This is a genomic window from Pseudomonas sp. FW300-N2F2, from assembly GCF_017351655.1.
Classification (GTDB): Bacteria; Pseudomonadota; Gammaproteobacteria; order Pseudomonadales; family Pseudomonadaceae; genus Aquipseudomonas; species Aquipseudomonas fluorescens_AA.
In genome coordinates, this window is sequence record NZ_JACNDQ010000001.1 from 2,351,364 (window position 1) to 2,372,695 (window position 21,332).

Genomic DNA, 21,332 nt, shown 5'->3' on the forward strand with positions numbered 1-21,332 from the left:
GCGTCCAATGGGAGATACGCCATGCTTACTCGCTTTCGTGCACTCACGTTCGTTGTTGCCCTGGCTGCTGGCATCGCTTCAGCCAACGCCGTCGCCGAGCCCGTCTACAAGGTCGGTGCAACCGCAACGGGGATTCCCTTCACCTTTCTCGACGTCAAGAGCCAGAGTATCCAGGGCATGATGATCGACGCTGCGCAGGCAGTGGCCAAGGCTGGCGGCTTCGAGGTGGAGATCCAGCAGACCACCTTCGCTTCGCTGATCCCGTCACTGACGTCAAACAAGATCGACCTGATTTCTGCCGCCATGCTCCGGACGCCGGCGCGGGAAAAGGTGGTGCAGTATTCCGATCCGGTCTTCACCTATGGCGAGGGTCTGATCGTCAAGGCCGACGACCCGACCGCGTACACCCGCATGGAGGATTTTGCCGGCGAAGTTGTCGGCGCCCAGGTCGGCACCGTGTTCATCGATGAGCTGAACAAGCGTGGTGTCTTCAAGGAGGTCCGTGGCTATGACTCGATCCCCGATCTGATGCGCGACCTGGCTCTCGGCCGTATCAAGGCGGGTTTCGCCGATCGCCCGATCGTCGCCTACCAATTGGCCCAGGGCACCCAGAACAAGGTGCACCTGGTACAGAGCTATCAGCCGGTGGTGATGGGGGACGTTTGCCTGATCGTGCGCAAGGGCGACAACGCAACACTGGAGCAGGTCAACAAAGGCATCGCTGCGATCAAGGCTGATGGTTCCCTCGAGCGGATCATCGAGAAGTGGAAACTCAACTGATGGTTTTGTCGACCGCCTGCGGTAGCGGGCGGGTCCACTCATTGTTCCGTGGGTAGCTTTTATGATTCTCCAGAATGCGTTGGACTTCCTCCCTATCTTGCTCAAAGGGGCGGTGGTCACTCTTCAAGTGACGGCCGGGTCGTTTGTACTCAGCTCGCTGATCGGCCTGCTCCTGGCCCTGATGATGGTCTCGAAAATACGTGCGGTCGCGTTGTTCGCCATCAGTGTGGTGAACATCATCCGGGGGCTGCCGATCATTGTGCAGCTGTTTTATATCTATTTCGTCCTGCCGGAATTCGGCATTCAACTGACTGCGATGCAGGCCGGCGTCATTGGCCTGGGAATCGCTTATTCGGCCTATCAGGCGGAGAACTTCCGGGCCGGTATCCAGGCGATCCAGCAAGGGCAGATCGAGGCGGCGGAATCCTTGGGTATGCGCGGTGCGATGGTGATGCGACGCGTGGTGCTGCCCCAGGCATTCCGCATCGCCTTGCCGCCTTACGGCAACACCCTGGTCATGATGCTCAAGGACTCGTCGCTGGTCTCCACCATCACCGTGGCCGAGATGACTCGCGCGGGGCAACTGATCGCCTCTTCGACCTTCGAAAACATGACGGTCTACACCCTGGTGGCATTGCTCTACCTGGCGATGAGCCTGCCGCTGTCCTTTGCGCTGCGCCGTCTGGAAGCACGCTTCAGCACCCGGAGAACGTCATGATCGAGATCAAGGGCATTCACAAGCGTTACGGCAGCGTGCCGGTCCTCGAAGGCATCGATTTGCAGGTCAAGAGCGGTGAAGTGGTGTGCCTGATTGGCCCTTCGGGGTCGGGGAAGTCCACGTTGCTACGCTGTATAAACGGCCTGGAAAGTTATGACCAGGGCGAGGTCCTGATCGGCGATGAACGTGTCGACCGCAATGCCAGGAACATCCACGACATTCGCACTCGGGTGGCGATGGTCTTTCAGCGCTTCAATCTGTTCCCGCACCGCACGGCCTTGGAAAATGTCATGGAAGGGCCGATCTACGTAAAGAAGGAGAACCCTCAGGCGGCGCGCAAGAATGCCGAGGCGCTGATGGAAAAGGTTGGCTTGTCCCATCGGATGAATGCCTACCCGGACGAACTGTCCGGGGGGCAGCAGCAACGTGTCGCCATTGCCCGGGCGTTGGCGATGAACCCCCAGGCGATCCTCTTCGACGAACCGACCTCGGCGCTCGATCCGGAGTTGGTCGGCGAAGTGTTGGCGGTGATGCGCAACCTGGCCAATGAGGGCATGACGATGATCGTGGTGACGCACGAAATGGCCTTCGCTCGAGACGTCGCCGACAAGGTCTGTTTTCTTCACAGTGGCAAGATCGTCGAGTCAGGACCCGCCGGGGAAGTACTGAGTACGCCGACGCATCCTCGCACACAGGACTTTCTTCGCCGACTGCTCAATCACAGCGGGGAGGTGCCGGCATGAATGCACCTTTCGCCCCGCAACTGCCGGCCTCGCTCTGGGCCGCGACTGCCACACCGGCGGTGCAAACGCCGGCCTTGGCCGAAGACAAGCAAGTGGATGTGGCCATCGTGGGGGCTGGCTATACCGGTCTGGTGACGGCTTTACGATTGGCCGAAGCGGGTGTCAGCGTCTGTGTGCTGGATACCGGGGAGCCAGGCTGGGGGGCCTCGGGGCGTAACGGCGGGCAGGTGATTCCCGGGCTGAAGTTCGACCCGGATCAATTGCTCGCCAAGTTCGGCCCGGCCCGTGCCGAAGCGATGATCGAGGCGGCCGGATCAGCCGCTGACGAAGTGTTTGCGCTGATTCGCCAGTACGGGATCGAGTGTGATGCCACCCGCAAAGGCTGGATTCAACCGGCCTGTTCAACGACTGCGATGAAGACCATCGAGCAGCGCGCCGCGCAATGGCAACGCCGGGGCGTCAAGGTGGAGCTGTTGGACCGGGCCGCGGTCAGCCAACGTATCGGTACCGAGAATTACCTGGGGGGGTGGGTCGATCCTCGGGCCGGCAGCTTGCACCCATTGAGTTATGCCCGTGGCCTGGCGAAGGCCGCAGTGGGGCAGGGCGCAATGATCCACGGCCACAGCCGCGTCACGGGGCTGCAGCGGCAGCGATCAGGCTGGCTGTTGTCCACTGCGCAAGGATTCAAGGTCAGTGCGCAACGGGTGTTATTGGCCACCGATGGCTATACCGACGACCTGTGGCCCGGGTTGCGCCAGACCGTCGTCGCGGCCAACAGCTTCATCATCGCGACCCGTCCGCTCCCGCCGGCGATCCGCAAGACCATCCTGCCCGGTGGCGAGGTCTGTTCGGACTCACGCCGTTTGCTGCTCTACTTCAAGCAAGATGCCCAGGGGCGTTTGCTTCTGGGAGGGCGGGGGCCGTTCTCGGAGCCTTCCCGGCAGCGTGACTGGGCGCACCTGGAGCGTTCGCTGGGGGCGCTGTTTCCGCAAGTGGCGGAGGTGCCTGTCGAGTACCGCTGGAGTGGTCGGGTCGCCCTGACGCAAAGCTTTCTTCCGCATGTGCATGATCCGGCACCGGGGCTGTCAGTCTTGCTCGGCTACAACGGCCGCGGCATCGCCCTGTCCACGGCGTTAGGCAAGCATCTGGCCGCGAAGCTCTCAGGGGCGACGCAGGACTTCCCATTCCCGGCCATGCCACTGCGGCGAATTCCGTTTCATGCGTTGCAGCGGCTTTATCTTGCTGCCGGGATCAGCTATTACCGGGTATTGGATGCCTTGTTTTGAGCGTTTACTGAAGAAACTGCAGGCACCGGTTGGGCGTTGTCAGTGGAGTCGTATCGGCCCAAGGCGAGCGACTCCCAGGCCAACTTTCCATTCAGTCTGAATGGCTCCGAAGTGGAAATGGCGTTAGCATCCCATCCATTGGGCTTGAACAGCCTGTTTTTTCAGATCAGGGTCGCATTGTGGAAAAGCTAAAACGCCTTCAAAGCGGAATCGAAGGACTCGACGCGCTGCTCCAGGGAGGGCTGGTCGCGGGTGCTTCATACATAATCCAAGGACGCCCAGGTTCAGGCAAGACTATCCTCGCGAACCAACTTGGATTCCATCATGCCCGCAGTGGCGGTCGTGTTTTAGTCGCCACGCTGCTGGCCGAATCACATGATCGACTTTTCCAGTTTCTTTCTACGCTGAGCTTTTTCGACTCATCCAAAGTCGGCGCTGAAATCCAATTTGTCAGCGCATTCGACACATTGGAAAACGAAGGCCTGGATGAAGTCGTGAAACTGCTTCGACGTGAGATCAGTCGGCAAAAGGCTACCGTGATGGTTGTCGATGGTCTGCTCAATGCGCGCTCCAAGGCCGATTCGCCCATCGATACCAAGAAATTCATCTCAGAGCTGCAGGGACATGCCGCTTTCGCCGGTTGCACCGTGTTGTTCCTCACCAGTTCGCGGCTCGACGACGGTAGCCCCGAGCACACGATGGTGGATGGTGTCATCGAAATGGGAGAAGAGCTGTTCGGGACGCGTTCGGTACGACGCATTCAACTGCGCAAGACACGCGGCAGCGGTGCGTTGACCGGTCTTCACGAATGTGAAATCAACGACGACGGTTTGGTTGTCTATCCGCGCCTGGAAAGCCTCTACAGCCGTCCTTCCGCGCCCGACAGTGCCGACATGACGCGTATCGCCAGCGGGATCGATTCTCTGGATGACATATTGGGCGGGGGCTTGCACAGCTCCAGCGTGTCCCTGGTCATCGGTCCTTCAGGGATTGGTAAAACGACGCTGGGTCTCAAATTCCTCGCCAAGTCGACGGCAGATGCCCCTGGCTTGCATTTTGGATTCTATGAAAGCCCGCAGCGACTGCGCCTCAAAGGCCTCTCCCTGGGCATCGATATCGAAGACATGGAAAAAAGCGGTGCGTTGAGCATTGCCTGGCAGCCCACCACCGAAGGCTTGCTGGATGGACTCGGCGCACGGCTGCTGAACATCGTTAAGGAAAAGGGTATCAAGCGCCTGTTCATCGATAGCCTGAGCGGCATGATACGGACTTCGACAAATCCCGCGCGGATTACGGATTTCTACAGTGCGCTGATGAACGAGCTGCGATCCCGGGGCGTTACGGTGTTCGCCTCCTGGGAGATGCGGGATTTATTCGGTTCCGAGGTCAGTTCACCGAACTCGGACCTGTCCAGCATCGTCGATAACCTGATGCTCATGCGTTTCCTTGAGGATCGTTCTGAACTAAGAAGGACACTCTCCATTCTTAAGGTACGAGACAGCGCTTATGACCCCTCGCGATTCGAGGTGGTCATCCGGGATCAAGATGTTTTCCTTGAAAAGGCTTTGAAAAATGAACCTTCAGTCGCAGCTGAGTCATTGCCTGGTTCAATTTCATAAGTCTTTGAGCGGGTTGAATTAACATGACCACCATCCTGGTCGTCGACGACGAGTATTTGATCGCTGACATCCTCGGTTTTGCGCTAGAGGATGAGGGCTTCATGGTCGTAAAAGCCAGCAATGGTCAAAAAGGGCTCGAAGTGCTGGAAAGAGAACGTCCAGCCTTGATTATCACTGACTTCATGATGCCGGTCATGGATGGGCTTGAATTCGCCACGGCCGTGCGAGCCTTGCCGTCCGTCAAGGGTTTGCCGATCATCTTGATGAGCGGTGCCCAGGCTCACGTGGGTATGAAGAGATCGGATTTGTTTGATGCAGTGCTGCCCAAGCCATTCGACATCGACTCGATTGTCGCCGAGGTGAAGAGGCTCCTGGTTGCAGAGTGATACAGCGTCGAGAGCCGCCTGGCCATAAGACGGCCGACATGCAGCTCCTGAAATCGCTTGCGCAGGGATCAGAAGGTTGCAGTGGCGTTCACGGTCGCCAGGGGCTTGAGACAGCCCCTGTTGACCATCGGCGCTATGCCGGGGCCCCCTCGAACGTTCAGTCCTCCAAGTCCGCAGCGAGTTCGTCCTCTCCGCGGATTGTCTCCATAAGAGACTTCCAGAGACCGGTGGACGATGACGGGTCAACGATCCCCAACTTGTTGCTGATGGCTTCGAAGGTTTCCATGGTCATATCGTCGCCCGAGTAATGCTTTTTGAGCCCACGGTTCAACTGACGCCGCATATCCGTCGAGACTTCGGTGTACTCATTGAAGTCTGGCTTGGTGGCCCGTCTTGCGTCCATGGTTCGTGAGTAGATGGTGTCGCCGTTCAGCATGACCCTGAACCAGATGGATTCCGCCAGGTGTTTCCAGCCGTATGCCAGCTTGGCTTCGACTTTCAACATCATTTTCTCCATTCGGTAGTCATGCAGGACGCTTTCGAGAATCAGCTGTTCCGAGTTTTGGTACGTGGTTGCAGCGACGATGTTGCCCGCAATGTCTTTGCCAAGCAGCCCATGACCTACCAGATGGCACCAGTCGTACCGAATCGCTGAATGCCCCTTGTTGAAGGTGAGCACCCCGCCCTTGCGGGCGTACTGCGTTGCGGATAGTTCCTCGCCCACTTCTTCCAATGTCGCAGCTTTCATTTTTTTAGTGTGTATGCGTTTGCCGACGAAGCCATGCATCAGATCGTGCATCTGCGGTTGTTTCTTGCCCTCGTAGGGCACAAGCCAAGCCCAGGAACCTTGCAGCAGCACGAAGTTCATCAGCCCGTGATTGACGGCTCGAATCCTGCGTTTGGTGATTTTTCCGGATGAGGCATTCTTGTAGTTGGAAAAACGTCCGTAGGTCGGGGCGCCGCCCGCCTTGGGGATGACACGCACGATCGACCGGTCATCTTTCAGCAAGATTTCTTCGTACGGATCGATAGGCGAGCCATCGCTAAGCTCCCGGGTTCCGTACCTTGCCTGCACGGTCCAGCGATTACCTTTCAAGTCGCGAATGTAGTAGGTACCGTCTCGGCAATAGACTGAGTACTCGTTGGACATGGGAACCTCTTCCATCTGCCGTGGTGCTATAGCCAGGACTCGACGCCACCATGACGTGAACACGTCTCGCTGTGCCGACTGGAAACCACGAATGCACCGTCTTTGCTTGCCCTGTAACCAGGTTTCGGTGATCCACGGTCACAATGAGGCTAGCAGACTTTTTTGCGTTGAAATTCCCAAGTTTCCTATTTAGTCATACGTCTCGCCCGGTGACGCCACCGCTCACATCCGGTGATGTTCCAGCAGGAAATCCACGAACACCCGCACCCGCGCCGGCATTGCCGAGCCCCCTACGAACACCACGTGAATCGGTTCCCGGTCGCCTGGGTTCCAGGCTTCCAATAGCGGTATCAGGTCACCGCGCTGCAGGTCCTCGCTCACGCTGAACTCGCCGATACGGGCAATGCCGGCACCCACTCGTGCGAGTTGTGCCAGCGCTTCACCACTGCTGCATTCGATGTTGCCGCTGACCTTCAGGGAAAACTCTCTTGCGTCGCGGATGAACGGCCAGTTGGGTTCGGCACGCCGGAAATTGAAGCGTAGGCAGTTGTGTCGTAGCAGGTCTTCCGGCTCCTGGGGGATGCCGTGGCGCTGCAGGTACTCGGGCGATGCCACCACGACCTGGCCGGTGTCGCCGATCCTGCGCGCGGTCAGCGGGCTGTCCGGCAGATGGCCGAAGCGTACCGCCACGTCGGCCTGGCCGCCGAGAATGTCGACGACTTCATCGCCCAGGGTGAGGTCGACGACGATGTTCGGATAGCGGGCGCTGAATGCCGCTACCAAAGGAACGATGGCCAGCCGTCCATGGCCAAGGGCGGCACTGACCCGCAATCGGCCCCTGGGCACGCCCTGGTCGGCGATGGCTGCTTCGACCTCGTCCATGTCGGCCAGGATACGCCGGGCGCCACGCAGGAAAGCCTCGCCCTCGGCGGTGAAGGTGATCGCTCGGGTGGTGCGCAACAGCAAGCGGGTACCCAGGCGTTGTTCGGCACGCGCGATGATCCGGCTGACCGCCGAGGGTGTCAGCCCCAATGCACGCGCGGCGGCTGACAGGCTGCCTTCCTGCGCCACGGTGGCGAACACGCTCATTTCACCTGACCTGCCGTTGAAATCCATTTGTGCCTATTACGCAAAGGTGATTGCCAAAAATGCTATCTACCGCCTGAAAAGACAGGATCGTAGCATTCGCAGCATAGATGAGGAGCCTTCCATGCGTATCAATCCACCACTTGTTGCACTCGCCATCGGTGCCTTTGGCATCGGCGTGACCGAGTTCGCCCCCATGGGCATGTTGCCGGGCATCGCTGCGGATCTCGGTGTTTCCATTCCCGCCGCCGGTTTGTTGGTCAGTGCCTACGCCCTGGGCGTACTGCTCGGCGCGCCGCTGATGACCCTGACCACCGGCAGGATCCCCCGGCGCTATCTGCTGATCGGGCTCATGGCGATTTTCACCCTGGGTAATCTGATGTCAGCCCTGGCGACCGATTACTACAGCCTCATGGTCGCCAGGGTGGTGACCTCACTGAACCACGGTGCGTTCTTTGGCGTTGGCTCCATCGTCGCCGCCAGCGTGGTCGCCCCGGACAAACGTGCCGGGGCGGTTGCGGCAATGTTCATGGGCCTGACCCTGGCGACCATCGGCGGCGTGCCGCTGGCCACTTGGTTTGGCGAACTGTTCGGCTGGCGCACGGCATTCTGGGGTATTACCGGGCTCGGCGGGCTGACCATGGCCGCGCTGTGGTTCGCCTTGCCCAACCTGCAAATGCCGCAAAGCGTCGGCGTGCTGGCTGAAATTCGGGTACTGGGCCGTGGCCCGGTGCTGGGGGCGTTGGCCCTGACCGTCGTCGGCTCGGGTGCAATGTTTACCGTCTTCACTTACATCGCGCCGATCCTCAGCAACGAGACCCACGGGTCCACCGCTTACATCACCGCCATGCTGGTGTTGTTCGGTGTGGGGTTGACGCTGGGCAACATGTGGGGCGGCAAGGCCGCCGACCGCTCGATAGACCGCACCCTGATCGCTTCGCTGAGCGTGCTGATTCTCGTCTTGCTGGCGTTCACCGTCCTGATGCGTTGGCCACTGCCGGCCGCCGTGGCCATCCTGATATGGGGGATCGCCAGCTTCGCCCTGGTGCCGCCGCTACAGATGCGCGTCATGGAAGCCGCCAAGGACGCGCCCAATCTGGCCTCGGCAGTGAACATCGGTGCCTTCAACCTCGGCAACGCGATAGGTGCGGCGCTGGGCGGAGCGGTGATCAATGCCGGGCTGGGTTATCCGGCGATTTCCCTGGCCGGCGCGGCAATGGCGGGTCTGGGGCTGTTGATGGTGCTGGCTTTTGCCTGGCGTTCCAGAGCGGCTGCAACGGCGGTTGCGTGACGATGATGTGAAGGGGCTGTCAGTCTCTATCGTCTTGCGAGCCTGCTTGGCCATCGTGGGGCCAAACAGCGACGGTCTCACATCGACCGTCACTCAGGATGGACGGTGGAAACGATCAGGATTCAGGCGTGAGCAAGCCGGCTGTTTCACCGCCATCGACCGTGAGGGTCGTACCGTTGACGTAGCTTGCGCCCGGTGAAAGCAACCAGCAGATGGCCTCCGCGACTTCCCTGGCGGACGCCAGGCGTCCTTCTGGAATCCTGGCGGTCAGCGCTGCTAGCCGGGCTTCGTCATTGACGATTTTATCCATCATGCGCGTGGCGATCTGTCCGGGGCAGACAGCGTTGAAACGCACCTGCCCACCGTACTCCAGGGCCAGCGCCTGGGTCAGGCCGAGGAGGGCGGCCTTGCTCGCGCAGTAGGTGGCGAGCCCTTGCTCTCCGGTCTTTCCAGCGATGGAGGAGACGTTCACGACAGCGCCCCGGCCTGCGATCAGACCCGGCAACGCGTGTTTGGTGTAGAAAAAGGCCGAGCGGGTATTGACGGCGAACAGCGTGTCCCACTCCTGTTGGGTGGTTTCGATGAACGCTTTGCGCCCCGACATGCCTGCGTTGTTGACCAGCCCCGCCAGCTTGCCGTTGCCCAATCGCAGCGCTGTTGCTACGACGTTGCGGCACTCGTCTTCATTCGATACGTCGCCCGCGACGAAGGTGCAGTTGGGCAGGCTTGCGGCCCGCTGGGTGCCTGCCGACTGGTCGCGTCCGGTGAACACCACCGGATGGCCGAGGCTGACCAGTTTTTCCACGGTTGCGGCGCCGATGCCCTGGGTTCCGCCTGTGACGATGTACATGGATGTTGCTCCTGAAGGTATTGCCGGCTCATGTCATGCCGGCTGCTGTGAAAGCGTTCGTGGCCGCTGGATATCAGGCTACCGATTGATTCAGTGTTCTGCTTGAGCGCATCGAGAGCCAGGTCGTGGTCAGCAGGCCTGCGAGGCCCACGACCAGCAGGAACGATGACATCGCGACAATCGATGGATCGATGGTGTCACGGATGCCGTCGAACATTTGCCGTGGCAGCGTGCGCTGGCCGGGGCCGCCGATGAACAGCACGACGACGATTTCGTCGAACGACGTCATGAATGCAAACAGCGCCCCCGAGATCACCCCTGGTGCAATGATCGGCAGGCCGACATTGATGAACGCGCGCACGGGCGATGCCCCTGACATTGCCGCGGCCCTGAGCAGACTCATGTCCAGGCCTTGCAGGCTGGCGGCAACGTTGATCAGGACGAAGGGGGTTGCCAATACGGTATGGGCCAGGATCATCCCGGTCAGAGTGCCTGTCAGGCCCAACTGTCCAAACAGAAAATACATGCCCAGCCCGGAAATCACCGGTGGAATGATCATTGGCGAAATCAGCAGCGCCAATACGTGGGTGGCGCCGGGTAGGTTGCGTCGGGCGAATGCCAGCGCAGCAAGTGTCCCCAGCAACGTGGCCAGCAGCGTCGCGGCACAACCGACCAACAGGCTGTTGCGCAACGCCTGAAGCCAGGGGCCAGCACTGAAGACCTTCTCATACCAGCGCAAGGATAGCCCCGGCAGGGGATAGGACAGGAATGTGCCGCTGCTGAACGATATAGGCACCACGGCCAGCAACGGCGCGATCATGAATACGATCATGACGATCCCGAACAGGCGCATCAGATTGCGACCAACGAAACACAAGGTGAAATGATTCATAGGTTTCCCCAATTATTTGAGTCCGGCGATCTGGCGGATGCCCACCAACCGTGCCGCGACCAGATAGATCGCCATGACGCAGAGGATCAGCACCAGGCCCAGTGCCGAGGCCATGCCCCAGTTGACCGTGGTGTTGGTGTAGAAGGCGATGAAATAGCCGAGCATCTGCTCCCGTGCGCTGCCTACCAGAGTAGGCGTGACGTAGTAGCCAGCCGCGACGATGAATGTCAGCAGCGTGCCGGAGCCGATGCCCGTGAGCGTCATGGGCAGGTACACGTGCAGGAAGCCGCGAACCGGATGAGCACCGAGGGATTGCGAGGCGCGCATGTAGTGGGTTGGAATGCCTTTCATGACGCTGTACAACGGCAGTACGGTGAAGGGCAGCAGGATATGGACCATGACGATGTAGACCCCCAGGGCATCGAAGATCATTGGCAACGGTTGCTCGATCAGCCCCAGTTTCAGCAGAAGGGTGTTGACGATACCTTTCTCTTGCAGCACCACGATCCAGGCTGTGGTCCGCGCCAGTAGCGACGTCCAGAAGGGCAGCATCACCGCCAGGATCAACAGCATCTGAAAGGCGCGGGAAGCTTTTACCAGCAACACGGCGAAGGGAAAGCCCAGCAGCAGGCACAAGACGGAGACGACAAAGGCAATCTTCAACGTCTTGAAGGTAAGGTCCAGATAGACCCGTTTGTCCGGGGCCACGCGCTGGATGCCGTGGGCCGTTCGCTCAAGATCAAGGGCGCTGAGCAGGTAATAGGACGTGTAGGCCGGTGACGCCCGTTCGAACGCCTGCCAAAGCTCTGGCGTGGCCCAGCGTGGGTCGATGGCGGTCAGGCGCGCACGCGATGACTCACCGCTGACGGGTTGCTGTTTGGCGGGCCACTGGTAACGGCGGGCAGTGGCTGTGATCAGGAAACGGTAACCACTGTTTTCGTAGTTCATGCGCCGTGCCGCTTCACCCATGACGCCCATATTCTCGACGTGGATAAAGTCCTGCTCGATCGCTTCGAACACCGCATCGCCCGGCAGGCCTTGAGCATCGCTGGGGGTTTGCTGCTCCAGTGCCTGGACCGTGCGAGGGAAGGCCTGGATCAGCTCCGGGTTACTGACGGCGCGATACAGCATCATGCCGATGGGAAGAACGAAGAAGACAGCGGTGTAGATCAACAGGGGTAACAACAGCAGCACAGAGACGAGACGTTTTTGTCTGCTCGACTTCTGATGAGCGCTTGCTAGTGAATCCAGCGCAGGGGCGGACATATCGACTGACCTCGGAATTCATGTCAGCGGCTTCGCGCGAACGAAGCCGCCATTCAGGCAAGGGCTGGACTTACTTCGCCGCCCAGTTGGTAAAGCGCGTCATCAGGTCTTCCTCGTAGTTGACCCAGAACGGTGTGTCGAGCAGCAGGGCGTTTTCCAGGTTGGCGGGGGCCGTGGGCAGGTTGCTCAGCGTCTGCTTGTCCAGTGCGGCCTGGGCCTTGCCGTTGACGATGCCGTAGGGAATGGCTTGGGTGAAGGCGCCCTGGGCTTTGGGGCTGAGCATGTAGTCGAGTAGTGCGTAGCTGTCGGCAAGGTTCGGCGTGCCCTTGATGATGGTCCAGTAATCCATGCTGTAGAGCTGCTGGTTCCAGATCAGTGGAAAATGCGCGCCCTGTTGGTTGGCGATGGCGATGCGACCGTTGTAGGCGGCTGTGACCGCAATGCTGCCTGAGGACAACCACTCAAGGGGTTGAGCGCCGGTTTCCCACCATTGGATGTACGGCTTGATTTCATCCAGCTTGGCGAAGGCCCGATCCTGTCCGGCCTTGGTCGCCAGTACCGTGTAGACATCGGCAGGCTTGACGCCGTCGGCCATGAGGGCGATTTCCAGGGTCATGCGTGCCTGTTTGCGCAGGCCGCGCTTGCCGGGCCATTTCTTCACGTTCCAGAAATCGGCCCAGGTTTTCGGACCCTCGTTGGCGAATTTCTTGTTGTCATAGGTCATGACTTCAGACCAGACGATAGCGCCGACCCCGCACGGAGCGAACTTGTCTGTCGGGATGTCGGCGGCGCTGCTCAGCTTGCTGTGATCGAGGGGCTCCAGCAGGCCTTGCTCGCAGGCCAGGGTCATTTCGTTCTCGTCCATCTGGACCACGTCCCAGGTGGGGTTGCCAGCCTGGACCATGGCTTTCTGCTTGGCGATGCCGCCGTCGTAGGTGTCTTGCACCACCGGCTTGCCGCTGAGTGCGGCGTAGGGCTTGAAGTAGGCCTTGTCGAAGGCTTCCTGGGTGGCGCCCCCAAAGCCGACGACGGTCAGGTCACGGGCCAGGGCGGCGTGGCTGGCAAGTAGGGTGGTGGCGCAAATCGAACAGACCAGTGCGGTGCGACGGAATATCGAGGACATGTTGGTCCCTCCTGCTGTTTGAGGATGTAAAAGGAAGCAAAGGTTCACAAACGGGCAGTGACGAACTAAACGGTGCTAGGGATGGTGTGCATGGTTGCCTCTCGGATCGTTATTGTTGTCGAGACTTATCGTTGTCGGGTGCAGCGGTGGGTCAGCTCAGTTCGAATAGATGGGCGTCGTCGGTACTCCAGTCAAAGCCGGTCGCCTGGCCGGGTCGCAGCTGTTTGAAAAACGCGTTGTTGGCGACTTTCACAATCAGCGCTTGCTGATGGCCAAGGCGCAGATGCACCCGCAGATGGTCTCCGAGGTAGATGCTGTCGATCACCGTGGCCTGCCAGGGCATGCTGGTCACCGGGCCCAGGCGGATGTTCTCCGGACGGATGACCAATTCAACCCGTTCGGGCCGCAGGCCCTTGAGCGCTTTAGCGGAGCCGGTGACGTGCAGGCCGTTTTCAAGGGTCACTTCGCAGGTCTGCCCGTCGCGATGTCGGACGGTGCCGACCAGCACGTTGTTCTCGCCGATGAAGTTGGCGACGTAGGCGTTTTCCGGGTGTTCGTACAGCGCAGTCGGCGTGCCGATCTGAGCGATGTCTCCCTCATGGAAGACGGCGACCCGATCCGACATCGTCAGTGCTTCGCTCTGGTCGTGCGTCACGTAGACGACGGTGACGCCCAGGGATTTGTGCAGTTGCTTGATCTCGTACTGCATGTGTTCGCGCAGGTTCTTGTCCAGCGCGCCCAGAGGCTCGTCCATCAGAATGACTTCCGGTTCGAAGACCATCGCCCTGGCCAGCGCCACGCGTTGCTGCTGGCCTCCGGAAAGCTCGGTGATGCGCCGTTGCTGCATGCCGTGCAATTGCACCATGTCGATGGCTCGCTTGACCTTGGCTTGCAGGGCCGAGCGATTCAGGCCTCGCATCTTCAGCGGGTAGGCAAGGTTTTCCTCGACGCTCATGTGGGGGAACAGGGCGTAGTTCTGGAACACCATGCCCATGCCCCGCTGATGGGCCGGTTTTTTCTGGATCGGCGTGCCACCCATGAGTATTTCGCCGCGGGTCGGGGTCTCGAAACCGGCGAGCATCATCAGCGTCGTGGTTTTACCGGAGCCCGAGGCGCCCAGCAGGGTCAGGAATTCGCCACGGCTGATGGCCAGGTTCAAATCCTTGATGACCAGCGTCTTGCCGTCATAGCTTTTCTGAACACCGTTGAATTCGATCAAGGGCAGGGTGGTTTGAGAGAGAGCGGCCTTGGCGTTCATCACAGTGACAACCCGTTGGCCAGGGCGACGGCATCCAGTGCGCGCGTCAGGCGGGCGACCAGCTCGACGATCTCCTCGGCGCTGATGATGAAAGGCGGCGCAAGGGCGATGGAATCACCCATGTTGCGCACAATCAGCCCTTGTTCACGGGCTGCCCGTTCGACCTGTACGCCGATGGCGATTTCGCGGGGGAAGGCGGCACGGGTGTGTTTGTCTACGACCAGTTCCAGGCCTGCCACCAGGCCAATGCCACGAACCTCGCCGATCAGCGGGTGCGCGAGCAGCGGTTCCAGTTGCTGGTGCAGCAGGCGGCCAAGCTCTTCGGTGCGTTGCGGCAGGTGCATTTCCTGATAGATGGTCAGGGTTTCCAGGGCCACGGCGGCTGCCACCGGATGGCCCGAGTAGGTAAAGCCGTGGCCAAAACCACCCAGTTGCTGGCTCTGCTCTTCAATGACCTGGTAGACATTTCCCGCAACCACTACACAGGAAATGGGCTGATAACCCGATGACAGGCTCTTGGCGCAGGCCATCATGTCCGGGGTAAACCCAAGCGTCTGGTGGCCGAACCAGCGACCGGTGCGGCCGAACCCACAGATGATCTCGTCGGCGAGGAACAGGATGTCGTGCTTTTTCAGCAGCGCCTGGACGCCGGCGAAGTAACCGGGCGGTGGCACGATCACACCACCGGCCCCCATCACCGGTTCCGAAATGAACGCGGCGATGGTGTCGGCACCTTCCGCTTCGATGCGCTGCTCCAGGTCCCGCAGCAGGCGTTCGGTGAACTGCGCTTCGCTTTCGCCCTCGATGCCATGGCGATAGAAGTGTGGGCATTGCACATGCAGTACGCTGTTTTCCAACGGCAGGCCGAACGCTGCATGCATGTTGGGTAGCCCCGACAGGCTGGCCCCCATCACCGTCGAGCCGTGGAAGCCCTTCTGGTGGGCAATGACCTTGCGCTTGCCGTCATTGCCGCGAGCACGATGGTACGCCCAGGCGAGCTTGACCATCGAGTCGTTGGCTTCCGAGCCCGAGCACGCAAAGAACACCTTCGGCTGTTCGAACGGCACCAGGCTGGCGATGCGCTCGGCCAACTGTGCGACCACGTTCGGCACGCGATGATTGAAGGTGTGGTAGTAGGGCAGCATCGCCATCTGGCGTTGTGCCGTCTGCACCAGTCGTGGATTGGAGAAACCAAGCCCGGCACACCACAGGCCCGACATCCCTTCGATGTAGTCCCGGCCATGTTCGTCCGTCACGTATATCCCTGACCCTCGCTCGATAACCAGCGGGCCGTGTTGTTGGTGCGCCCGCAGATTGGTCTGCGAATGCAGGTGGAAGCGCACGTCCGTGCGGGCTAGTTCGGTTAGGGGAGGGGTGGTTTCCTGCATCATGAAAAGCCTCGTTGAGCGTTACTGATCACTTATAACTTATATGATTGACATCGAAATGGACGTCACGCAAGCCCTCGGCGAGAAAAAATAAAAACGTCGATCGATGCTTGATTCTACAAAATATAACTTATAAGTTGTAAGAAGAAGGCCGCATCAGGCCTCGATCAACCCACTCAGGAGTGCCCTCATGCCCGCTGCAAATCTTGCGGTTCGTGATCCCGTAACGCCGTTGACGCCCGAGCAGATCGCTCGTCTGAAAGAGCGCGCACTGTTCGTGCGCCTTGAGACGGTGCGGCTGATTTCCATCGCCAAGGTCGGCCACTACACCTCGGTGTTTTCCTGTGCCGAGATTTTTTCCGCGCTGTACTACGACGCCCTGCGCCTCAAGCGCGGTGAGCCGAAGTGGGTCGGGCGCGACCGGTTTCTGATGGGCAAGGGCCACGCCGCTGTGGGGCTCTATCCGTTGCTGGCCGACTGGGATTTCTTCGACAAGGCCTGGCTCGATGACTACACCCGGCTGGGCAGCCCACTGGGGGATCACCCGGACATGCGCAAGGTGCCGGGTGTGGATTTCAGCTCGGGGTCCATCGGTCATGCCCTGTCGGGCGGGTTGGGCATGGCACTGGGCGGGCGCCTGCGGGGCAATGCATTCGACGTCTACGTGCTGCTGGGCGATGGCGAGATGCAAGAGGGCCAGGTCTGGGAAGCGGCATTGGCGGCTGCGCACCACAAGACCGGCAACCTGATCGCCATCGTCGATCGCAATGGCTACCAGCTCGATGGCAAGGTCGATGACGTGGTGGGTATCGAACCTCTGGCCGATAAATGGCGAGCCTTTGGCTGGGATGTCAGGGAGGTGGACGGCCATGACGTAGCCGCTGTCGCGACGTTGTTTCGGGAGTTGAAAGCCGAGCCTGCGCGGGAGCGTCCGGTCTGCGTGATCGCAATCACCGCCAAAGGCAAGGGGGTGGAGTACATGGAAACCGAACCCGGATGGCACCTGGGCTGGCTCGCGCCGGAAGATGAAGTGCTGGCAATCGAAGAAATCAAAGCCAATGGAGGTGTTCAATGAGTGCGCCGATCAACCCCAAGAGTTGGCAGTACCGCCAACTGAACGCCATCAATCCGGGGCTTGATTATCTTTCGGAAGGGCTGTTGGACCTGGTCGCCGACGGCCACCCGATCGCCGTCGGGACGGCCGACCTGCAATACTCCAACGGCCTGAACCGCTTCGCCGAGAAGCATCCGGAGCTGTTCATCCAGTTTGGCATTGCCGAGCAGAACATGGTGAGTGCCGCGGCCGGCATCGCCACCACCGGGACCATGCCGTTCGTGGCCACCTTTGCGTCATTCCTGGCGCTGTTGTGCTGTGAGCAGATCCGTATGGATGTGGCTTACTCGGCATTGCCGGTGCGTCTGATCGGCCATCACACCGGCATCAGCCTCGGCTTTTACGGCACCTCGCACCATGCCACCGAGGACATCGCGATCATGCGCAGCATCGCCGACCTCACCGTGGTCGCCCCGGCAGACGGCCCGCAACTGGCGGCCGCCATTCGTGCGTCGATTCATCATCCGCAGCCGATCTATTTCCGTATCGGACGCGGCCAGGAGCCCATTGTCTACCCAGACGATGTCACCTTCGCGTTTGGCAAAGCCATCGTGCATTCGGTCGGCCGTGACGTCACCCTGATTGCTACCGGCGGCATGCTGCACCCAACTCTGGAGGCAGCCAAGGCGCTGACTGACAGCGGTATCGCGGTCGGCGTCATCGACATGCACACCCTCAAGCCCATCGACCGCGAGGCGATCTTGAACGCTGCCGGCGGGACGAATCTGCTGATCACCGTTGAGGAACACAACGTCCTTGGCGGTCTGGGCGGTGCCGTGGCCGAAGTGCTGGCCGATGAGGGCGCCGGTGTACGCCTGGTACGCCATGGTATCCATGACGAGTACAGCCTTATCGCTCCGCCGACCCACCTGTACAGGCATTACCGACTGGACGCGGCGGGCATCGAAGCGGTCACCCGCGAAGCGTTGACCACCCTTTCAGGCAAGGGGCAGCGCCATGTCGGCTAATCAAGCGTGGTATGCCCGCGCGGAAAAAGTGCTGCCAGGCGGTCATCTGAGCCCCAGCCGCAAGCTCGGACAACCCTACGCGTTCGTGCGCGCCGAAGGTGCCTACCTCTTCGATGCCGATGGTCATCGCCACACCGACTTTCACTGCGGGTTCGGCGCTCATGTGTTGGGGCACGGGCATCCGGCCATTCGTGACCGGGTTTTTGAAGTTGCGCAGCGCATGGACCTGATGGGCGCAGGCATTACCGATCTGGAAGTCGAAGTGGCCGAGACGCTGGTCCGGTACATCCCCTGTGCCGAACAGATTGCGTTCTGCAACAGCGGGTCGGAGGCGACCTATCACGCCCTGCGGCTTGCCCGTGCGGCCACAGGGCGCAAACGGATCATCAAGTTCCAGGGCGGATACCATGGCTGGCACGATTACGTCGCCATGAACGGACAGACTGCCAGAGACAGGATCGGTCAGTTCGACCCGATGTCCGACGGTATTCTGCACGCGGCTGCCGAGTACACCGCCGTCCTGTCTTACAACGATGCGGAGGCGGTCGAGCGGTACCTCAAGGCTCATCCGGGGGAGGTGGCCGCCATCATCGTCGAGCCCATCGCCCACAACATGGGGGCGGTGGCCGCAACGGATGCTTTCCTCAAGGACCTGCGCAGCCTGACGCGTACCCATGGCGTCGTGCTCATCTTCGACGAGGTGATTACCGGTTTCAGGCATGCATTGGGCGGCTATCAGTCAATCGTGGGCGTGACCCCGGACCTGGCCACCTTTGGCAAGGCCGCCTCGTCCGGCTATCCCGTAGGGTTCATTGCGGGCAAACGAGAACTGATGCACCTGATCGGCATGACCGGCCCCAAGGGCGTGTTCATGGGCGGTACCTGCAATGGCACACCTTCAACACTGGCGGCGGTGCAGGCCACCCTTGAAGAGCTGGCGCGCCCCGGGACCTACGAGCGGTTGTTCGAACTCGGCGACTATATGCGCGCGCAACTGGATGCCATCGTTCAGCGCCTGGGCATTGCGGCACAGAGTGCAGGTTATGGTTCGGCCTGGCTGCTGTATTTTTTTGAGGGGCCGTACTGCCAATACACCGACCTGTTGCGCAATGATGACGCGCTCGATATGGCGTTCCGTCAACGCCTGATCGAGAAGCGTCATATCTTCCAGCCGATGCAACTCAAGCGGCTGTACCTGTCTACCGCGCACACCCGGGAGATACTGGATGAGTCCCTTGGGGTGATTGAGGACGTCTTGAAAACGCTGGTGTAGCCGCGCTATCAGCCACTGACCGAAGGCGGGCTGACACCTGCCTTCGGTACTGGCGATTGTCGGCACCCAAGTGCCTATATGTTATAAGTGGCGTCTTATCGCGTAGGGGGGGCGGAAACGGTCATGCCACTTCCCGGGACCGTCAATATCAGGAGCTAACTGTGCAGATTCAACCCTTGGAGCAAGGCAACCTTTCGGCTCGGGCGTACTTTTCGATTCGCGAAGGACTGATCGCTGGAAACTTCAAACCAGGGGAACGGTTGGTCATGCAGGATCTTGCAGAGCGACTGGGGACCAGTGTCACACCGGTGCGTGAGGCCTGCCTTCGGCTTGTCAGCGAGCGCGGCCTGGAGCTTCGCTCTGGCCGGTTTGCAACGGTGCCGGCATTGACCCGGGCGCGGTATCTGGAGGTTCGTACCATTCGCATTGCGCTGGAAGGGCTGGCCGCCGAAATGGCCACGCACAACGTGACCGATGCCGACTTGGCCAGGCTTCTGGAGCTGCACAAGCTGTTCGAGGAAGCCGATCGAAAGAACGACGGGTTGGCGGCCATGCATCACAACCGCGAGTTTCACTTCACGCTCTACAGGCTGTCGGGCATGGACATGCTCACCGCCCAGATCGAGGGTTTGTGGGTCTCCATGGGGCCTATCCTGAATCTGTTCTACACCTACGGCCACAACTCCTACATCGGTGCCGACGAACACCTGGTGCTGATGGATGCGCTCAGGGACAAAAAACCATCGAAGGCTCGCAAGGCCATCGCCGACGACATCCTGCGCGGCGGCGTCAGCATCCTGAAGTTCATTGACGAAACCGAAGATCGGCCGGCTTGAGACAAGCAATGTCTGATTCGCGAGCTTGTGGAGGTTGAAGAAGGTGTAGAGGGCTTGGCCGAGCCTCCATTGCTGGAAGGCGTCTTTGATGCCACTGAATCAGAAGCTCATCGTACGCAGCCATCTCGATTCCAACTCCACGATGGCGCTGAGGTCCCTCCGGGCTCATTGCCGTAGCGTGGTGTTGCGCAGGTAGCGTGCGGGTGAGGTGCCCAAGGTCTTGCGAAACATGGTGATGAACGAGCTGACTGACTCGTAGCCGAGCGCTTCAGCGGTTCTCTGCACCGACTGCCCCTCGGCCAGGCTTTGCAACGCGACGATGATCTGCCATTGCTTGCGCCATTGACCGAAGGTAAGCCCGGTTTCGCTTTTTATCAGGCGGGCCAGGGAGCGTTCGCTCATGGCCACATGCCGTGCCCAACTGGCCATGGTGGCGCGGTTGGAAGGTTCTTGCGCCAGCGCCCGGGCGATTGTGCGAAGCTGGTTCGAGGCGGGCAAAGGCAGGTAAAGTTGTTCCGTGGGCGCCAGTTCGAGTTCTTCGAGCAGCACGCTGGCCAGCCGTGCCAGGCGCGAATGGGTGGGGTAATCCTGGACCTGGCCACTCAGGTGGAGGATGAGTTCCAGGATCAGTGGCGATAGCGCCAGCGTACAGCAGCGATCTGGAAGCGACGCGGCGCCGGGTTCCACGAATAAAAAACAGACCTGCCCGTTGGCCGTGACGCGGTTGCTATGGGCGACCCCTCCCGGAATCCAGACGCCGAACCCTGACGGGACCATCCACACGCCATCTTCCACCGTACACACAATGCCTCCGCAATAAGCCACGACCAGTTGCCCCTTGCGATGTTTGTGTTCGGCGGACTCACTGTCGTTGCGCTGGGTTTCCAGCATCAGTGCCACGGCAGGTTGCGACAGGTTGTCGTACTCGAATTGATCGACGTGGAAACGGTGGATTTCGGCCATGGCGTGTCGTCGGCGTTTGTCTGAATTTGATTATATTTTGGCAGTGTACTCAATATCGGCAGCGGTGGTAGTTCCTTAGCATCATCACCAAGCCCCCTTCAGTACGCGGGCGAATCCTGGACCCCCTCCGAATCCCGGTGCTTGCCATGCTTAGCGAAATCTCCATTGCCAACCTCTACGTCCCCCCCTTTTTGATCTACCTGGGTGCATCCGTCCTGGCCTACAAACTCATTGAGCGCCTGGCCCGGCGTTGGTTGGACGAGGCGTGGCACCCGGCGCTGGCGCGTTTTTTTGTCTCGCTTATCGTCGTGTCGGCGATGGTCGTCAATTGCTGAGTGAGGC

The 21,332-nt window shown here is 60.3% G+C and carries 21 protein-coding genes; 12 read left to right on the plus strand and 9 right to left on the minus strand.

All coding sequences use genetic code 11. From position 1 onward, the window contains the following. Positions 1–21 precede the first annotated feature (21 nt). The 6 genes from J4E63_RS10415 (at position 22) to J4E63_RS10440 (ending at position 5,532) form a co-directional block, all read left to right on the plus strand. Complete coding sequence (locus J4E63_RS10415; protein ID WP_092254690.1) at positions 22–780, plus strand: ABC transporter substrate-binding protein; 759 nt, start codon at positions 22–24, stop codon at positions 778–780. Between the two features lie 61 nt (positions 781–841). Continuing rightward, positions 842–1,498 (plus strand): amino acid ABC transporter permease, encoded by a 657-nt coding sequence (locus J4E63_RS10420; RefSeq protein WP_060742896.1) that lies wholly within the window; start codon positions 842–844, stop codon positions 1,496–1,498. Beyond that, positions 1,495–2,241: an amino acid ABC transporter ATP-binding protein gene (locus J4E63_RS10425; RefSeq protein WP_207281879.1), complete on the plus strand. Its 747-nt coding sequence runs from the start codon at positions 1,495–1,497 to the stop codon at positions 2,239–2,241. Before J4E63_RS10420 ends, J4E63_RS10425 begins: the two co-directional genes overlap by 4 nt. Continuing rightward, positions 2,238–3,527: an FAD-binding oxidoreductase gene (locus J4E63_RS10430; protein ID WP_192260594.1), complete on the plus strand. Its 1,290-nt coding sequence runs from the start codon at positions 2,238–2,240 to the stop codon at positions 3,525–3,527. The genes J4E63_RS10425 and J4E63_RS10430 overlap by 4 nt, the downstream gene beginning before the upstream one ends. A gap of 179 nt (positions 3,528–3,706) precedes the next feature. Next, a complete protein-coding gene (locus tag J4E63_RS10435; protein WP_207281880.1) occupies positions 3,707–5,146 on the plus strand; it encodes an ATPase domain-containing protein in 1,440 nt (479 codons plus the stop codon). A gap of 23 nt (positions 5,147–5,169) precedes the next feature. Next, entirely contained in the window at positions 5,170–5,532 is a 363-nt protein-coding gene (locus J4E63_RS10440; protein WP_092202955.1) for a response regulator, read from the plus strand. A gap of 157 nt (positions 5,533–5,689) precedes the next feature. Here J4E63_RS10440 and J4E63_RS10445 read toward each other — a convergent pair whose 3' ends face one another. Beyond that, positions 5,690–6,682, minus strand: a complete 993-nt coding sequence (locus tag J4E63_RS10445) for a hypothetical protein (RefSeq protein ID WP_192260595.1) — start codon at positions 6,680–6,682, stop codon at positions 5,690–5,692. Between the two features lie 222 nt (positions 6,683–6,904). Beyond that, the gene (locus J4E63_RS10455; RefSeq protein ID WP_207281881.1) at positions 6,905–7,798 is read right to left on the minus strand and encodes a LysR family transcriptional regulator; all 894 of its coding nucleotides are present in this window, start codon (positions 7,796–7,798) and stop codon (positions 6,905–6,907) included. Positions 7,799–7,892: 94 nt separating this feature from the next. Here J4E63_RS10455 and J4E63_RS10460 point away from each other — a divergent pair, with 94 nt between their 5' ends. Beyond that, entirely contained in the window at positions 7,893–9,059 is a 1,167-nt protein-coding gene (locus J4E63_RS10460) for an MFS transporter (protein WP_207281882.1), read from the plus strand. 115 nt (positions 9,060–9,174) lie between these two features. Here J4E63_RS10460 and J4E63_RS10465 read toward each other — a convergent pair whose 3' ends face one another. The 6 genes from J4E63_RS10465 to J4E63_RS10490 form a co-directional block, all read right to left on the minus strand. Next, complete coding sequence (locus J4E63_RS10465; protein WP_207281883.1) at positions 9,175–9,909, minus strand: SDR family NAD(P)-dependent oxidoreductase; 735 nt, start codon at positions 9,907–9,909, stop codon at positions 9,175–9,177. 73 nt (positions 9,910–9,982) lie between these two features. Next, the gene (locus J4E63_RS10470) at positions 9,983–10,801 is read right to left on the minus strand and encodes an ABC transporter permease (protein ID WP_207281884.1); all 819 of its coding nucleotides are present in this window, start codon (positions 10,799–10,801) and stop codon (positions 9,983–9,985) included. Between the two features lie 12 nt (positions 10,802–10,813). Continuing rightward, positions 10,814–11,995 carry an ABC transporter permease gene (locus J4E63_RS10475; RefSeq protein ID WP_310650699.1) on the minus strand — a complete coding sequence of 394 codons (1,182 nt, stop codon included), beginning with the start codon at positions 11,993–11,995 and terminating at the stop codon, positions 10,814–10,816. A gap of 142 nt (positions 11,996–12,137) precedes the next feature. Further along, on the minus strand, positions 12,138–13,190 hold the full coding sequence (locus J4E63_RS10480; protein ID WP_207281886.1) for an ABC transporter substrate-binding protein: 1,053 nt from the start codon (positions 13,188–13,190) through the stop codon (positions 12,138–12,140). Between the two features lie 151 nt (positions 13,191–13,341). Next, entirely contained in the window at positions 13,342–14,448 is a 1,107-nt protein-coding gene (locus tag J4E63_RS10485) for an ABC transporter ATP-binding protein (RefSeq protein WP_207281887.1), read from the minus strand. Further along, positions 14,448–15,839 (minus strand): aminotransferase, encoded by a 1,392-nt coding sequence (locus J4E63_RS10490; protein ID WP_207281888.1) that lies wholly within the window; start codon positions 15,837–15,839, stop codon positions 14,448–14,450. The genes J4E63_RS10485 and J4E63_RS10490 overlap by 1 nt, the downstream gene beginning before the upstream one ends. 187 nt (positions 15,840–16,026) lie before the next feature. On the opposite strand from J4E63_RS10490, the gene J4E63_RS10495 reads away from it, so the two are divergent. The 4 genes from J4E63_RS10495 to J4E63_RS10510 all read left to right on the plus strand — a co-directional run bounded on the left by J4E63_RS10495 (position 16,027) and on the right by J4E63_RS10510 (position 20,027). Then, entirely contained in the window at positions 16,027–16,911 is an 885-nt protein-coding gene (locus J4E63_RS10495; RefSeq protein ID WP_207281889.1) for a transketolase, read from the plus strand. Then, a complete protein-coding gene (locus tag J4E63_RS10500; RefSeq protein ID WP_207281890.1) occupies positions 16,908–17,918 on the plus strand; it encodes a transketolase family protein in 1,011 nt (336 codons plus the stop codon). Before J4E63_RS10495 ends, J4E63_RS10500 begins: the two co-directional genes overlap by 4 nt. After that, on the plus strand, positions 17,908–19,191 hold the full coding sequence (locus tag J4E63_RS10505) for an aspartate aminotransferase family protein (protein WP_207281891.1): 1,284 nt from the start codon (positions 17,908–17,910) through the stop codon (positions 19,189–19,191). Before J4E63_RS10500 ends, J4E63_RS10505 begins: the two co-directional genes overlap by 11 nt. Positions 19,192–19,352: 161 nt before the next feature. Continuing rightward, positions 19,353–20,027 (plus strand): GntR family transcriptional regulator, encoded by a 675-nt coding sequence (locus J4E63_RS10510; protein ID WP_063321744.1) that lies wholly within the window; start codon positions 19,353–19,355, stop codon positions 20,025–20,027. A 165-nt stretch (positions 20,028–20,192) separates the two neighbouring features. Here the strand turns inward: J4E63_RS10510 and J4E63_RS10515 are convergent, their stop codons facing one another. Further along, on the minus strand, positions 20,193–20,990 hold the full coding sequence (locus J4E63_RS10515; protein ID WP_207281892.1) for a helix-turn-helix domain-containing protein: 798 nt from the start codon (positions 20,988–20,990) through the stop codon (positions 20,193–20,195). A gap of 146 nt (positions 20,991–21,136) precedes the next feature. On the opposite strand from J4E63_RS10515, the gene J4E63_RS10520 reads away from it, so the two are divergent. Then, positions 21,137–21,325: a DUF1656 domain-containing protein gene (locus J4E63_RS10520; RefSeq protein ID WP_207281893.1), complete on the plus strand. Its 189-nt coding sequence runs from the start codon at positions 21,137–21,139 to the stop codon at positions 21,323–21,325. Positions 21,326–21,332: the final 7 nt, after the last annotated feature.

Excerpts from the sequence above, each read along its gene's own strand:
- J4E63_RS10420 (WP_060742896.1), top strand. The coding sequence starts at position 842 with ATGATTCTCCAGAATGCGTTGGACTTCCTCCCTATCTTGCTCAAAGGG.
- J4E63_RS10515 (WP_207281892.1), bottom strand. The coding sequence starts at position 20,990 with ATGGCCGAAATCCACCGTTTCCACGTCGATCAATTCGAGTACGACAAC.
- J4E63_RS10440 (WP_092202955.1), top strand. The coding sequence starts at position 5,170 with ATGACCACCATCCTGGTCGTCGACGACGAGTATTTGATCGCTGACATC.
- J4E63_RS10445 (WP_192260595.1), bottom strand. The coding sequence starts at position 6,682 with ATGTCCAACGAGTACTCAGTCTATTGCCGAGACGGTACCTACTACATT.
- J4E63_RS10455 (WP_207281881.1), bottom strand. The coding sequence starts at position 7,798 with ATGGATTTCAACGGCAGGTCAGGTGAAATGAGCGTGTTCGCCACCGTG.
- J4E63_RS10415 (WP_092254690.1), top strand. The coding sequence starts at position 22 with ATGCTTACTCGCTTTCGTGCACTCACGTTCGTTGTTGCCCTGGCTGCT.
- J4E63_RS10425 (WP_207281879.1), top strand. The coding sequence starts at position 1,495 with ATGATCGAGATCAAGGGCATTCACAAGCGTTACGGCAGCGTGCCGGTC.
- J4E63_RS10480 (WP_207281886.1), bottom strand. The coding sequence starts at position 13,190 with ATGTCCTCGATATTCCGTCGCACCGCACTGGTCTGTTCGATTTGCGCC.
- J4E63_RS10505 (WP_207281891.1), top strand. The coding sequence starts at position 17,908 with ATGTCGGCTAATCAAGCGTGGTATGCCCGCGCGGAAAAAGTGCTGCCA.
- J4E63_RS10520 (WP_207281893.1), top strand. The coding sequence starts at position 21,137 with ATGCTTAGCGAAATCTCCATTGCCAACCTCTACGTCCCCCCCTTTTTG.
- J4E63_RS10495 (WP_207281889.1), top strand. The coding sequence starts at position 16,027 with ATGCCCGCTGCAAATCTTGCGGTTCGTGATCCCGTAACGCCGTTGACG.
- J4E63_RS10490 (WP_207281888.1), bottom strand. The coding sequence starts at position 15,839 with ATGATGCAGGAAACCACCCCTCCCCTAACCGAACTAGCCCGCACGGAC.
- J4E63_RS10470 (WP_207281884.1), bottom strand. The coding sequence starts at position 10,801 with ATGAATCATTTCACCTTGTGTTTCGTTGGTCGCAATCTGATGCGCCTG.
- J4E63_RS10430 (WP_192260594.1), top strand. The coding sequence starts at position 2,238 with ATGAATGCACCTTTCGCCCCGCAACTGCCGGCCTCGCTCTGGGCCGCG.
- J4E63_RS10465 (WP_207281883.1), bottom strand. The coding sequence starts at position 9,909 with ATGTACATCGTCACAGGCGGAACCCAGGGCATCGGCGCCGCAACCGTG.
- J4E63_RS10485 (WP_207281887.1), bottom strand. The coding sequence starts at position 14,448 with ATGAACGCCAAGGCCGCTCTCTCTCAAACCACCCTGCCCTTGATCGAA.
- J4E63_RS10460 (WP_207281882.1), top strand. The coding sequence starts at position 7,893 with ATGCGTATCAATCCACCACTTGTTGCACTCGCCATCGGTGCCTTTGGC.
- J4E63_RS10500 (WP_207281890.1), top strand. The coding sequence starts at position 16,908 with ATGAGTGCGCCGATCAACCCCAAGAGTTGGCAGTACCGCCAACTGAAC.